The sequence below is a fragment of the Streptomonospora nanhaiensis genome, from assembly GCF_013410565.1.
Classification (GTDB): domain Bacteria; phylum Actinomycetota; class Actinomycetes; order Streptosporangiales; family Streptosporangiaceae; genus Streptomonospora; species Streptomonospora nanhaiensis.
Genome location: NZ_JACCFO010000001.1, coordinates 5012713 through 5025453, shown reverse-complemented (window position 1 = coordinate 5025453; position 12741 = coordinate 5012713). Strand labels below are relative to the sequence as shown.

The 12741-nt window shown below is 77.8% G+C and carries 12 protein-coding genes; 8 read left to right on the top strand and 4 right to left on the bottom strand.

The annotated features are described in order from the left end of the window. Positions 1–8: 8 nt before the first annotated feature. The 5 genes from HNR12_RS22305 to HNR12_RS22285 all read left to right on the top strand — a co-directional run bounded on the left by HNR12_RS22305 (position 9) and on the right by HNR12_RS22285 (position 6177). Complete coding sequence (locus tag HNR12_RS22305) at positions 9–1418, top strand: aminotransferase-like domain-containing protein (protein WP_179769405.1); 1410 nt, start codon at positions 9–11, stop codon at positions 1416–1418. A 293-nt stretch (positions 1419–1711) separates the two neighbouring features. Beyond that, positions 1712–2578, top strand: coding sequence for a LacI family DNA-binding transcriptional regulator (locus tag HNR12_RS22300; RefSeq protein WP_179769404.1), 867 nt, complete (start codon positions 1712–1714; stop codon positions 2576–2578). Between the two features lie 172 nt (positions 2579–2750). Then, on the top strand, positions 2751–3767 hold the full coding sequence (locus HNR12_RS22295; protein ID WP_179769403.1) for a substrate-binding domain-containing protein: 1017 nt from the start codon (positions 2751–2753) through the stop codon (positions 3765–3767). Positions 3768–3919: 152 nt separating this feature from the next. Beyond that, the gene (locus tag HNR12_RS22290) at positions 3920–5164 is read left to right on the top strand and encodes an AGE family epimerase/isomerase (protein WP_179769402.1); all 1245 of its coding nucleotides are present in this window, start codon (positions 3920–3922) and stop codon (positions 5162–5164) included. Beyond that, on the top strand, positions 5161–6177 hold the full coding sequence (locus tag HNR12_RS22285) for a PfkB family carbohydrate kinase (protein ID WP_179769401.1): 1017 nt from the start codon (positions 5161–5163) through the stop codon (positions 6175–6177). The genes HNR12_RS22290 and HNR12_RS22285 overlap by 4 nt, the downstream gene beginning before the upstream one ends. A 69-nt stretch (positions 6178–6246) precedes the next feature. Here HNR12_RS22285 and HNR12_RS22280 read toward each other — a convergent pair whose 3' ends face one another. Beyond that, a complete protein-coding gene (locus HNR12_RS22280; RefSeq protein ID WP_179769400.1) occupies positions 6247–7080 on the bottom strand; it encodes an SAM-dependent methyltransferase in 834 nt (277 codons plus the stop codon). Between the two features lie 444 nt (positions 7081–7524). Between HNR12_RS22280 and HNR12_RS22275 the strand changes: the two genes are divergently transcribed. The 3 genes from HNR12_RS22275 (at position 7525) to HNR12_RS22265 (ending at position 9876) form a co-directional block, all read left to right on the top strand. After that, positions 7525–8124 (top strand): DUF4352 domain-containing protein, encoded by a 600-nt coding sequence (locus HNR12_RS22275; protein WP_179769399.1) that lies wholly within the window; start codon positions 7525–7527, stop codon positions 8122–8124. A gap of 155 nt (positions 8125–8279) precedes the next feature. Beyond that, positions 8280–9287: a zinc-binding dehydrogenase gene (locus HNR12_RS22270; protein ID WP_179769398.1), complete on the top strand. Its 1008-nt coding sequence runs from the start codon at positions 8280–8282 to the stop codon at positions 9285–9287. A gap of 163 nt (positions 9288–9450) precedes the next feature. Beyond that, positions 9451–9876: a PPOX class F420-dependent oxidoreductase gene (locus HNR12_RS22265; protein ID WP_179769397.1), complete on the top strand. Its 426-nt coding sequence runs from the start codon at positions 9451–9453 to the stop codon at positions 9874–9876. Positions 9877–9908: 32 nt separating this feature from the next. Here HNR12_RS22265 and HNR12_RS22260 read toward each other — a convergent pair whose 3' ends face one another. Genes HNR12_RS22260 through HNR12_RS22250 form a run of 3 tightly spaced genes read right to left on the bottom strand, consistent with a single transcriptional unit; the run spans position 9909 to position 12704 of the window. Continuing rightward, positions 9909–10124: a hypothetical protein gene (locus HNR12_RS22260; RefSeq protein ID WP_179769396.1), complete on the bottom strand. Its 216-nt coding sequence runs from the start codon at positions 10122–10124 to the stop codon at positions 9909–9911. Continuing rightward, the gene (locus tag HNR12_RS22255) at positions 10066–11316 is read right to left on the bottom strand and encodes a tetratricopeptide repeat protein (RefSeq protein ID WP_179769395.1); all 1251 of its coding nucleotides are present in this window, start codon (positions 11314–11316) and stop codon (positions 10066–10068) included. Before HNR12_RS22255 ends, HNR12_RS22260 begins: the two co-directional genes overlap by 59 nt. Then, positions 11313–12704: a tetratricopeptide repeat protein gene (locus HNR12_RS22250; protein ID WP_274613977.1), complete on the bottom strand. Its 1392-nt coding sequence runs from the start codon at positions 12702–12704 to the stop codon at positions 11313–11315. Before HNR12_RS22250 ends, HNR12_RS22255 begins: the two co-directional genes overlap by 4 nt. Positions 12705–12741: the final 37 nt, after the last annotated feature.

Sequence of the window (12741 nt, the reverse complement as noted above, 5' to 3'; positions counted from 1 at the left end):
TGTCTCTCATGGCCAACGATAGCAGTGGGCGGATCGTCGCCGGACTCCGGGAGTGGATCGCCGGGGCCGCGCCCGGCGCGCGGCTGCCCGCCACCCGCGCTCTGGTGGCCGAGTACGGTGCGAGCCCGGTGACGGTGCAGAAGGCGCTGCGCGCCCTGGCCGCGCAGGGGCTGGTGGAGAGCCGCCCCGGCGTGGGCACCTTCGTGCGCGCCGCCCCCCTCGCCCGCCCGCACGACCACGGGTGGCAGACCGCGGCGCTGGGCGCGCCGCGCGCCCGCGTACCGCAGGTCTCGGCCGCGCTGCGCACCGTGCCCAACGACGTGGTGGCGCTGCACGCGGGCTACCCCGACCGCGACCTGCTGCCCGAGCGGCTGGTGCGCGCCGCGTTCGCCCGCGCCGCGCGCGGCGGCGCGGCGGTGTCCCGGCCCCCGGCCGCGGGCCTGCCCGACCTCCAGGCGTGGTTCGCCGCCGAACTCGGCGCCGCCGCCCCGCCCGGTGCCGCGCCGCCGGGGCCCGGCGACGTGGTGGTCCTGCCGGGCAGCCAGAGCGGGCTGAGCACCGCGTTCCGCGCGCTGGTCGGCGCGGGCCGGCCGCTGCTGCTGGAGTCGCCCACCTACTGGGGCGCGATCCTGGCCGCCGCGCAGTCGGGGGTGGAGGTCGTGCCGGTGCCCAGCGGGCCGCACGGCCCCGACCCCGAGGAGGTCGACCGCGCGTTCGCGCGCACCGGCGCCCGCGCCTTCTACGCCCAGCCCGCCTTCGCCAACCCCACCGGCGCCCACTGGGCGCCCGACCTGGCCGACCGCGTACTGGCCGCGGCGCGCCGGCACGGCGCGTTCGTGATCGAGGACGACTGGGCGCACGACCTGGCCATCGACGCCGACGCCATACCGCTGGCCGCGCGCGACGAGGACGGGCACGTCGTCCACCTGCGGTCGCTGACCAAGAGCGTCTCGCCCGCCGTGCGCGTCGCCGGGCTCACCGCGCGCGGCCCCGCGCGCGACCGGATCCTGGCCGCCGCCCAGGCGGAGTCCCTCTACGTCAGCGCCGTGCTGCAGGCGGTCGCGCTGGACGTCGTCACCCAGCCCGCCTGGCGCACCCACCTGCGCGGGCTGCGCCGGCACCTGGCCGCCCGCCGCGACCTGCTCGTGGCGGCGCTGCGCGAGCACGCCCCCGAGGCGCACGTGGCGGCCGTGCCCCGCGGCGGACTGAACCTGTGGGTGCGCCTGCCCGACACCGTCGACCTCGCGGCGCTGGTGGCCGACTGCGCGGCCGCCGGGGTCGCGGTGGCCCCCGGCGACGAGTGGTTCCCCGCCGAGCCCACCGGCCCCTACCTGCGGCTCAACTACGCCGGCCCCAATCCGGGCGGCTTCGCCGAGGGCGCGCGGGCCATCGGGGCGGCCCTGGCGCGGCAGCGGTAGCGGTGGCGGCCGCGTCCGGCCCCGCCGGTTGACTTAGTTAATTCGATGACATAAGAACCGTGGTGAGCCGACCGGCCCCGCCCCCGGCGGCTCGCCCGGCGCCGCTGGAATCGCCCCCGCCGCGGCCGCCCGGCCGGCGGCGGGGTCCGTTCCGGCCGGCGCCCCGCTCATTTCGGCCGATCCGAGCAAGGAGCAACGCGTGGCCGCACCCGACGCACACCGCCCCCGCGGCGCCCCCGCCGCGGGCGCCGCCCTCCCCCCGGCCCCCGGCGCGGCCCCGAATGAGTGAACCGGTGCCCGCCCCCGGGGAAGGGGGCGCGGTCGGGCTGGTCCTGGCGCGGCCCGCCCGCCTGCTCAGCGTCGAGCCGTTCTTCATGGAGTTCATCGGCGGGATCGAGGAGCGCCTGGCCGAGCGCGACATGGCGGTGCTGCTGCACATCGTCGACTCCCCCGCCGCCGAGGCCGCCGCCTACGAGCGCTGGGCCGAGCGGGGCCTGGTCGACGCGGTGGCCGTGGTCAACCTGCGCGTGGGCGACGAGCGCCCGGCGGTGCTGGCGCGGCTGGGGCTGCCCGCCGTGCTCGTGGGCACCTGGCCCGGCGAGCCCGCCGCACCGGCGGTGCGCACCGACGACGCAGCGCCCGTACACGAGGCGCTGGCACACCTGCTGGAGCTGGGGCACCGGCGGGTGGCGCGGATCAGCGGGCCGCCCGAACTGCTGCACACCCGGGCGCGCACGGCGGCGCTGGAGGAGGGCTGCCGCCGGGCCGGGATCGCCCCGCCGGTGGTCCTGGCCGGCGACTACTCCCACGAGGCCGGGGCCGAGCTGACGGCCCGGCTGCTGCGCGCCGCCGAGCCGCCCACCGCGGTCCTCTACGACAACGACGTGATGGCGGTGGCCGGCCTGGCGGCCGCCAAGGAGCTGGACGTCGCGGTGCCCTCCGACGTGAGCCTGGTGGCCTGGGACGACTCCACGCTGTGCCGCCTGGCCTCGCCCCCGCTGACGACCATGAGCGTGGACGTGCACCAGTACGGGACCGCGGTCGCGGAGTCGGTGCTGGAGTGCGTCGACGGCCGCCCGGTGGCCGAGCGCTGGTCCCCCGCCGCCCGCTACGTCGCGCGGGGCAGCACCGCCCGGCCCGGGGTGCGCGCGGCCGTGTGAGGGCCCGCGCGCGGCGGGCGCCTCGGCCGCTCCCCTCCCGGCCCCCGGCGCGGTCGCCGCACCGGAGGAAAGTACGCCGACGAACTACGCTGCCCCTGTCGGGCCATCGCCCGCGCGCCCCCGGCCCAGGGCCGCGCGCGGCGGCAGCCGCCGAACACCGAGGGAGACCACCGTGCGCCGTCCCACCATCGCCGACATCGCCCAGGCAGCGGGGGTCTCCAAGGGCTCGGTCTCCTACGCGCTCAACGGCAAGCCGGGGGTCTCCGAGGCCACCCGGCTGCGCGTGCTGGCCATCGCCGAGGAGCTGGGCTGGGCGCCGAGCACGGCCGCCCGCGCGCTCTCCGACGGCCGCGCCGACGCCATCGGCATGGTGGTGGGCCGCCCGGCGCGCACGCTCGGCCTGGAGCCGTTCTTCATGGAGCTGATGTCGGGGGTGCAGACGGCGCTGGCCGAGACCTCCACGTCGCTGCTGCTCCAGGTGACCCCCGACCAGGAGCAGGAGGTGCGCACCTACCGCAACTGGCACGCCCAGAGCCGCGTCGACGGGGTGCTGGTGGTGGACCTGCTGACCGAGGACCGGCGCCCGGCCGCCCTCGCGGAGATGGGGCTGCCCGCGGTGCTCGTCGGCGGCCCCCTGCCCGGGGCCGCGCAGCCCTGCGTGTGGTCCGACGACGCCGCCTCGGTGGCGCGGGCCGTGGGCTACCTGGCCGGCCTGGGCCACCGGCGGGTGAGCCGGGTGGCCGGGCCGGCCGCGCTGCTGCACACCCACCGGCGCACGGCGGCGTTCGAGGAGGCCGCCGCGGCGTTGGGGCTGTCGGACTGGGCGACCGTGCACGCCGACTACTCCGACGCCTCCGGCGCCCAGGCCACCCGGCGGCTGCTGTCGCGGCGCCCGGCGCCCACGGCGCTGGTCTTCGACAACGACCTGATGGCGGTGGCCGGGCTGGGTGTGGCCCACGAACTGGGGTTCGCGGTGCCCGCCGACCTGTCGGTGGTGGCCTGGGACGACTCCCCGCTGTGCCGCATGACGCGGCCGGCGCTCACGGCGGTCAGCCGCGACGTCAAGGGCTACGGCGAGCACGCGGCGCGGGTCCTGCGGGAGCTGCTGGCGGGCGGCGCGGTCACCGACACGGCGGCGGCCCCGGCCACGCTGGTCGAGCGCGCCAGCACGGCCCCTCCGCCCCGCTGAGCCCCCGATCGCGGCCCGGCGGGCGGCGCGGCCGGCCCGGTGCGGCGCGGCCGGCCCGGTAGGGTGGCCGCGCGCTCGGGAGCGTTGACACTTAACCGGTTCAGTGGTGTTCTGTTCCCCGCCGCGGGCGCCACGGACGAATGGAGGAGCCCATGGACCCATCCGCCGACGACCCCGCTCCCCCGGAGTGGACGCGCGCGCAGCGGGAGCGGCTGGTGGCCTGGGCCGAGCGCGCCCGCCACCCCCACGGGTTCGCCTGGCTGGACGACACCGGCCGGCCCCGCGCGGAGGAGGGCGTCCACACCTGGATCACCGCCCGCGCCGCCCACGTGGGCGCGCTGCACGCCCTGCACGCGGACGGCGCCGACGGCACCGGCCGCAGGGCCGCCGCCCTCGCCGAGCACGGGGTGGCGCGGCTGCGGGAGTCGCTGCGCGACCCCGTCCACGGCGGCTGGTTCTCGCGCCTGGACCTCGACGGCACGCCCGCCGACACCGGCAAGGCCGCCTACCAGCACGCGTTCGTGCTGCTGGCCGGCGCCACCGGCACGGCGGCGGGGATCCCCGGCGCCGCCGCCCTGCTCGCCGACGCCGCCGCCGTGGTGGACTCCCGCTTCTGGGACGAGTCGGCCGGGCGCGCGGCCGAGGCGTTCGACCGCGACTGGACCGGCGCCGAGCCCTACCGCGGGGCCAACAGCAACATGCACCTGGTCGAGGCGTTCCTCGCGGCCGGGGCCGCCACCGGCGAACCCGCCTGGGCGCGGCGGGCGCTGGGCGTCGCCGCGTTCCTCATCGGCGAGCAGGCCGCCGGGCACGGCCACCGGCTGCCCGAGCACTACACCGCCGACTGGGCGGTGCTGCCCGAGTACAACCGCGACCGCCCCGCCGACCCGTTCCGCCCCTACGGCTGGACGCCGGGCCACTCGCTGGAGTGGGCGCGGCTGCTGCTGCACGTGGAGGCGGCGCTGGCCGACCCGCCGGAGTGGCTGCTGCCGGCGGCCGAGGCGCTGTTCGCCACCGCCGCGCGGGAGTCCTGGGCGCGCGACGGCGCCGACGGGTTCTGCTACACCCTGGACTGGTCAAACCGCCCGGTGATCCGCGCGCGCATGCACTGGGTGGCCGCCGAGGCGGTGGCGGCGGCGACCGCGCTGCACCGGCGCACCGGCGCACCCGGCTACGCCGGGCACGCCGACCGGTGGTGGCGCTACGTGCGCGCGCACCTGGTCGACGACGCGGCCGGCAACTGGCGCCACGAGCTCGACGCCGGCAACCGGCCCGCCGCCACCGTGTGGGCTGGCCGGCCCGACGTCTACCACGCCTACACCGCGCTGGCGTTCGCCGAGGGCCTGGCCGCCCCTGGGTTCGCGCTGCGCACCGCCGAAGGGAGCGGGGCCCGATGACCGCGGACGCGGGGCGGCCCGCCGGGGCGCCGGACGGCGCGGCGGGGGCGCCCGAGGGGCCGGACGCCTCGGCCGCGCGGCGGGCGGCGCCGCTGGCGGCCGTCGCCGGCGAGCACGTCATCGACCTGATCCCCGCCGACGACGGCCGGCTCGACCCCGTGCCCGGCGGCGGACCGGCCAACATCGCGGTGGCCACCGCCCGCCTGGGCACCCCCACCCTGCTGCTGTCCCGGTTCGGCACCGACGCCTTCGCCGAGCGGCTGCGGGCGCGGATGAGCGCGGAGTCGGTCGACCTGAGCCGCTGCCCGGTGGGGCCGGGTTCCTCGGCGCTGGCCCTGGCCGGGATCGGCCCCGACGGGTCGGCGCGCTACGACTTCTGGCTGGCCGACGCCCCCGACTGGCGGTGGACCCCCGAGGAGCTGGCCGGCGCGCTGCCCGACTCGGTGCGCGTGCTGCACCTGGGCTCCATCGCGGCGCTGCGCCCGCCCGGCGACGCGGCGCTGCTGGAGTTCGCCCGCGCCGAGCGGGCCCGCCGCACCGTCACCTTCGACCCCAACGTCCGCCTGGCCACGCTGCCCGGCCTGGACCACGCGCGCCGTCGCACCGAGGAGTTCTGCCGGGTCAGCCACCTGGTCAAGGCGAGCGACGCCGACCTGGCGGAGCTGTACCCCGCGGAGTCGGCGGAGTCGGCGGCCGAGCGGCTGCTGGCGCTGGGCCCGCGCGCCGTGGTGGTCACGCGCGGCGGCGCGGGCGCGTTCGCCCTCAGCGCCGAGGGCCGGGCCGAGGCCGCGGCGCCGCCGGTCGCGGTGCGCGACACCATCGGCGCGGGCGACACCTTCATGGCCGCCCTGATCGCCGGGTGCGCGGCGGCCGACGGCGCGGTGCCCGCCGATCCGGCCGCGCTGGAGGCGATGCTGGCGACGGCGGCGCGCGCCGCCGCGATCACCTGCACCCGGCCCGGCGCCGATCCGCCCACGGCGCGCGAGCTGGCGGGGTTCACCTTCGCGGGCTGAGGCGGCCGACGCCTCGCCGCGGACGACCCGCCTCCGGCGCCCGCGCGCGGGTGCCGGAGGCGCGTGGGCTCAGGACCCCGCCGGGCCGTCCCAGCGGCCCACGCCCGCCAGGCCCCACACCTGCTCGGGGCTGTAGTAGGGCTGGGTGTCGCGGGGCCGCCAGTCGGCGAGGTGGACCAGGCCCGGCTCGACCAGGGTGACGTCGGTGAAGAAGCGGGCGATCTCGTCGCGGCCGCGGATCTGGCCGGGCGAACTGGTGGACTCGTACATCTGCTGGAGGTAGTCGGCGCGCTCCGGGTGGGTGTCGCGCTCCAGGTGGGTGATGGCGATGTAGGAGCCCGGCGCGAGGCGGTCCAGGTAGCGGCGGACCAGCTCGTAGGGGCCCTGCTCGTCCTTGAGGAAGTGCAGCACCGCGATGAGCAGCAGGCCCACGGGGCGGTTGAGGTCGATGCGGGAGAGCAGGTCGTCGGCGCGGAAGACCTTCTCGGGCTCGCGCATGTCGCCCAGCACCACGCCGGTGATCTCGGGGCGGTCGGCCAGCAGCGCCTCGGCGTGCACCCGCACCACGGGGTCGTGGTCGACGTAGACCACCCGGGCGTCGGGGATGTGCCGCCGGGCGACCTCGTGCACGGGCTCCTGGGTGGGCAGCCCGGAGCCGATGTCGACGAACTGGTCGACGCCCTGGGCCGCCATGAACTCGACCGCGCGGCCGAGGAAGAGGCGGTTGGCGTGCGCCGCCATCTTCAGCTCGGGCATGGCCTTCAGCAGCCGGCCGCCCATCTCGCGGTCGACGGCGTAGTTGTTCTTGCCGTCGAGGTAGTAGTCGTAGAGCCGGGCGGCGCTGGGGACGGTGGTGTCGACCCCGGCGGGCGCGGAGGGGCCGGGAGGTGTGGGGTCGCTCATGGCGGGTCCTCGTTCGTCTCGAAAAGGCGGAGCGGAGCCGCCGGTGCGTGGGGAGGCGGCTTGGGTGCGGCCGTGGGCCGGACACTCGATGCGAGCTTAGGGGATCCAGCCCCAAACCCCGTGCCGGAGGGGCTTTCCGGCATTCCGGACGGGCGTCGGCGGCGCGGTGGCCGCAAGCGGCCGCGCGCCCCCGGTGTGGCTCAGTTCACCGCCCCGTGGCGGCGCCGTGGCGGACTCGCGGGGAACCGGAGGCGCCCGGGCGCCGTCCTATGCACAGCCGGCACGGAAAGCAGGCCGCCCGGCCCCTCGCGGCGGCCGTCCGGACCGGTCCGGCCTCGGCCGTTCCCCCAGAGGCGCCCCGCCTCGCCCGGCGCTCATGCACTCGACCACAGCCATGGGCGCGTTCAGCACCCGACACCGCCCATGAACGGACAGGGGTCTTTCGTGTACTCCTCTCAGTACTACCAGCCGCAGCAGCCCTACTCCTATCCCCAGGAGCCGCCGAAGAAGAAGACCAACTGGTGGCTGATGGGCTGCCTGGGCTGCGGCGGCCTGCTGATCCTGGTGATCGGCATCATCGTCGTGGTGGCGGTGGTGCTCAACAGCGGCGACGACAGCGCGGACTCCCCGCCCTCCGTCGACATCCCCAGCGCCGGGTCGGAGCCGCCCGCCGACGGCTCCTCCGCCCCGCCCGCCGAGGGCGGCGACGGCGAGGTCACCATCGTCGCCGAGACCGCGGAGTACACCCCCGGCGTGCTGTCGGAGGGCGGCGACTACGTCGCGGTGAACGTGACGGTCACCAACAACGGCTCCGACCCGCTGGCGGTCAACCCGCTGTACTTCTCCATCGAGGACGAGAACGGCCAGACCGTCGAGGCCGACCTGATGGAGTCGGTCGGCCAGGACGAGCCCTTCGACGCGATGGACCTCGCCACCGGCGAGAGCGAGAGCGGCGTGGTCGTCTTCCCGACCGCCTCGGCGCCCACGACTCTGATCATGGAGGACGTGCTGGGCATGACCTCCTACGAGGCGCCCGTGAACTGACGCCTTCGGCCGCAGACAGGCCCGGTCGGCCCCTGGGGCCGGCCGGGCCCTTCGCGTGCGCGCCGGCCCGCGGCCTTGACCTGAACTTTAGTTGAGGAAGCAGAGTGGGCGGCGGGCGGACCGACCGGGTCCGGAAACGATCGAAGGGGACCGCGATGCGCGAGGTGCGGGTCAGGGAGTTCGGCGGGCCGGAGGTGCTGGAGGTGGCGGAGGCGCCCGATCCGTCGCCCGCTCCGGGCGAGGTGCTGGTGGACGTGGCCGCGGCCGACGTCATGTACCTCGACACGCTGGTGCGGCGCGGCTGGGGCGGGGACTTCTTCCCCGTCCGGCCGCCCTACGTGCCCGGCAACGGCATGGGCGGCCGGGTCGCCGCCGTCGGCGCGGGCGTGGACGCCGCCTGGGTCGGCGCCGGCGTGGTCGCCGAGACCGGCCCCGCCGACCCCGAGACGGGGGTGAGCACCGCGCCCACGGGCGGCTCCGCCGAACGCGTGGCCGTCGCGGCCCACCGGCTGGTGCCGGTGCCCGCCGGGGTGGAGGTGCGCGACGCCGTCGCGGTGCTGCACGACGGCCCCACCGCGCTGCGGCTAGCGGAGGCGGGTGCCGTGCGTCCCGGGGCGTGGGTGCTGGTCGCGGCGGCGGCCGGCGGCGGGGGCAGCCTGCTGGTGCAGCTGGTGCGCGCCGCCGGCGGCCGGGTGATCGGGGCCGCGCGCGGGGAGCGCAAGCTGGAGCTGGTGCGCGGGCTGGGCGCCGAGGCGGTCGTGGACTACTCCGCACCGGACTGGGCCGATCGGGTGCGCGCGCTGACCGGCGGGCGCGGCGCCGACGTCGTGTACGACGGCGCCTCGGGCGCCATCGGCCGGACCGCGTTCGAGCTGACGGCGCCCGGCGGCCGGTTCGTCACCTACGGCACCACCGACGGCGAGTTCGCGCCGGTGGACCCCGAGGACGCCGCGCGGCGCGGGGTGGAGCTGACCACGCTGTTCGGTCTGCTCGACATGACCGGCCCGCGCAAGCGCGACAGCGTCGCCCAGGTGCTGGAGCTGGTCGCCAAGGGCGAGCTGCGGCCCGTGATCGGCCAGACGTTCCGCTTCGCCGAGGCCGCCGCGGCCCACGCGGCCTTCGAGTCCCGCTCCACGGTGGCCAAGACCCTGCTGGTCCCCTGACCCCCCGCGCCCCGGTCGCGCGGCCCGTGGTGCGCGGGGGCCGGCCATCCGGTGCCGGCGGGTACGGCCGGCGGCGGTCCGGTCCGCGGCCCCGGCAGCCCCGGCCAGGCAAGGACGGCGCGGCCCGTGGTGCGCGCGGGCGCGGCGGGCTAGGGTGGCGCCCGTGGCTTCCATCAGTGATCCCCGGGTCCGCGAAATCCTGCGGCACGGCACCCGGACCGGGAAACTCGCGTTCACCGCCTCCGACGGCCGCCCGCTGGTCGCGCCGGTGTGGTTCCTCCTCGAAGGCGACGACATCCTCTTCACCACCGGCAAGGACACCGCCAAGGGCCGCGCCATCGCCCGCGACCCCCGCCTGAGCATCTGCGTGGACGTGGAGGAGCCGCCCTACGCCTTCGTGCAGGTGCAGGGCGTGGCGGAGGTGTCGGAGGACCCCGCCGAACTGCTCCGGGTGGCCACCGACCTCGGCGGCCGCTACATGGGGCCCGAGCGCGCCGAGGAGTTCGGCCGCCGCAACGGCGTCCCGGGCGAGCTGCTGGTGCGCATCCGCCCCACCCGCGTCCTCGCCGGGCTCGACATGGCCGACTGACACCGGACCGGTGCGGTCCCGCACCGCCGGGCTCAGGCGGGCGGGGCGCCGCCGCTCCAGCCGGGGGGCGGCGGCTCCAGCGCCGACCGCAACTCCTCGCCCGACAGCCGCTCGGCGAGCGCGATCGCCTCCTCCGCGCCCTCGGCGTCGCCCAGCCGCTTCAGGCCGAAGGCCAGCCAGAAGTGGGGCTCATAGGAGTCCGGGTCGGCCGCCGCGGCGGCGCGCAGGGTCGCCAGCGCCTCCGCCACGTCGACGCTGAGCTGCGCACGGCCGCGCTGGAGGAGCAGGCCCGGATGGTGCGGTGCGACGGCCAGGCCCGCCCCGGTCGCCTCCAGCACCGCCGCGTGGTCGCGGCGCCGGGCGTGGCAGAGCGCCTCCAGGTACTCGAAGCACTGGCCCCCCGTGCGGCCACCGGCCGCGCGCCGCACGGGCCAGCGCCACCGCCTCGTCCAGCCGGCCGAGGCCGGTGAGCGCGCGGACGGCGAGGGCGTGGGTCACCGGGCTGTCGTGGTCGCGCTCGATGAGCGGTGCCACCAGCTCCCAGGCGGTCCGGGAGTCCCGGTCGTCCTCGTGGGCCAGACAGGCCGACTGGGTCCGCACCGCCGGGTGGTCGGGGTTGTCGGCGAACAGCGCGCGCAGGAGCGGGCGCGCCTCCTCGGGCCGCCGCGCCCGCTCACGGAGCGCCTTGGCCACCCGCAGCTGCCACAGGACCAGCCGGTCGTCGGTGCCCGCGGCGTGGGGGACCAGCAGGTCGGGCAGGCCCGCCTTCAGCAGCGTCGCCAGCGTTCCCGCGATCCGTTCCGGTGCGGGCCGCTGCGCCAGCGCCGAGGTGAGCGCGTCGTCGGCCTCGGCGTGGCGGCCGAGGTGCGGCAGCGCCTCCCCCAGGCAGAGCCGGCTCACCGGGTCGGCGGGCTCGGCGGCCACCACGGCCTGGGCCGCCCTCCGCGCGTCCTCCCAGTCGCCGAGGGCGGCGTAGACGTCGCGGACGAGGCTGTGGATCGTGGGATCGGCGGGCTCCAGCCGCACCGCCCGCGCGGCGGCGGCGCGTGCCTCGTTCTCGCAGCCCACCACGCGGGCCGCGGTGTAGGCCAGCGCCGCCGCCTCCAGGGCCGCGCCCGGGGCCAGCCGCACCGCCTCGCGGGCGTGCGGCAGCGCCTCGACGGCGGCGCCGGTCTCGGCGAACAGCAGGGCGTACCAGTAGTGGGACGTCGATTCGCCGGGGAGCACGGCGACCAGCCGCTCGGCGGTCTCGACCGCGGCCCGCACGTCGCCCCGCGCGGCCAGGACCCGCGAGAGCCCGTACAGGGCCTCGGGGTCGTCGGGGGCGGCGGCGAGGGCCCGGCGCGCGGTCTCCTCGGCCTGCTCCAGGCGGCCCATCTCCGCCAGCAGCGCGGCGCGCCCGGTCAGCTCATCGACCGGGGAGCGGGAGACGTCCGTCACCGCGTCTCGGCTGGGTCCGCGGGCTCCTTCAGGGCCCAGCCCAGGTCCAGCCCGGACAGCCGCTCGGCGGTGGCCACCGCCTCCGCGGCCCCGGCGCGGTCGCCCAGCTTGCCCAGGGCCAGCGCCAGCCAGACGTAGGGCTCGTGGAAGTCGGGGTCGGCGGCGATGGCGGCGCGCAGGGTGGGCAGGCCCTCCTCCACGCTGAAGGTGAGCTGCGATCGGCCGCGCAGGTAGAGCAGGCCGGGGTGGTGCGGCCAGCGGGCCAGGCCGTGCTCGGTCGCCTCCAGCACGGCCGCGTGGTCGCGCCGCTCGCCGTGGCAGTACGCCTCCATGTACTCGAAGACGAGCGTGCTGTGCGGCCACCGGCCGCGGCACGCCCGTGCCAGGGCCACCGCCTCGTCCAGCCGTCCGAGGTCGGCGAGCGCGTGGACGGCCACGCCGTGGGCGTCGGCGCTGTCGTGGCCGCTCTCGACCAGGGGGGCGACCAGCTCCCAGGCGCTCTGGGCGTCGCCGTCGGTGTCGTAGGCCAGTTCGGCCAACGCGGTCCGCACGTCCGGGTGGCCGGGGTTGTCGGCGAACAGCCCGAGCAGGATCGGGCGGGCCATGTCGGGGCGGCCGGCCTCCTCCACGAGCAGTTCGGCCGCCTCCAGCTGCCAGGCGATCAGCCGCTCGTCGGTGCCCGCGGCGTGGGGGACCGTGGGGTCGGGGCGGCCCAGCGCCGCGCACACCCGGCCGAACAGCTCGCGCATCTCCTCGGGCAGGCCTGCCTCCAGCAGGACCACGGCGGTGGTCTCCAACTGGTCCTGCGACGGCCGCTGCTGGAGGGTGGACATGAACGCCGCGCCGGCCTCGGCGTACCGGCCCAGGTTGAGCAGCGCCTCGCCCAGGCGGAACCGGGCGACCGGGTCGGCGGGCCGGGCGTCGACCACGGCCTGGGCGGTCTCACGGGCCCGTTCCCAGTCGCCGAGCCGGGTGTAGACCCCGCGCGCGAGGTCCTGGGCCACCGGGTCGGCCGGGGCGGTCCGCAGCAGCTCCGCGGCCGCGGCGCGGGCCTCGTCGGCGCACCCGGCGACGGCCGAGGCGGTGCGGGCCAGGACCCCCAGCTCCAGCGCCGACCCCGGGTTGAGCCGCACCGCCTCGCGGGCGTGCGCCAGCCCCTCGGCGAAGCGCGCGGCGTCGCCGAGCAGGCTGGCGTACCAGTAGTGGCTGACGGAGAGGTCCGGGCGCACGGCCAGCAGCCGCGCGGCGACCTCGATGGCGCCGTCCCGGTCGCCCCGGTTGTTCAGGACGCGGGAGAGCGTCAGCAGGGCGCTCGCCCGGTCGGGGTCGGCGGCCACGGCCCGGCGCGCGAACTCCTCGGCCTGCTCCAGACGGCCCATCGCCGCCAGCGCCTTGGCGCGCTCGGCCAGGTCGGCGGCGGCGTCG

Coding starts and splice junctions, on each gene's coding strand:
- HNR12_RS22305 (WP_179769405.1), top strand. CDS start 9: ATGGCCAACGATAGCAGTGGGCGGATCGTCGCCGGACTCCGGGAGTGG.
- HNR12_RS22290 (WP_179769402.1), top strand. CDS start 3,920: ATGGACCCATCCGCCGACGACCCCGCTCCCCCGGAGTGGACGCGCGCG.
- HNR12_RS22285 (WP_179769401.1), top strand. CDS start 5,161: ATGACCGCGGACGCGGGGCGGCCCGCCGGGGCGCCGGACGGCGCGGCG.
- HNR12_RS22280 (WP_179769400.1), bottom strand. CDS start 7,080: ATGAGCGACCCCACACCTCCCGGCCCCTCCGCGCCCGCCGGGGTCGAC.
- HNR12_RS22270 (WP_179769398.1), top strand. CDS start 8,280: ATGCGCGAGGTGCGGGTCAGGGAGTTCGGCGGGCCGGAGGTGCTGGAG.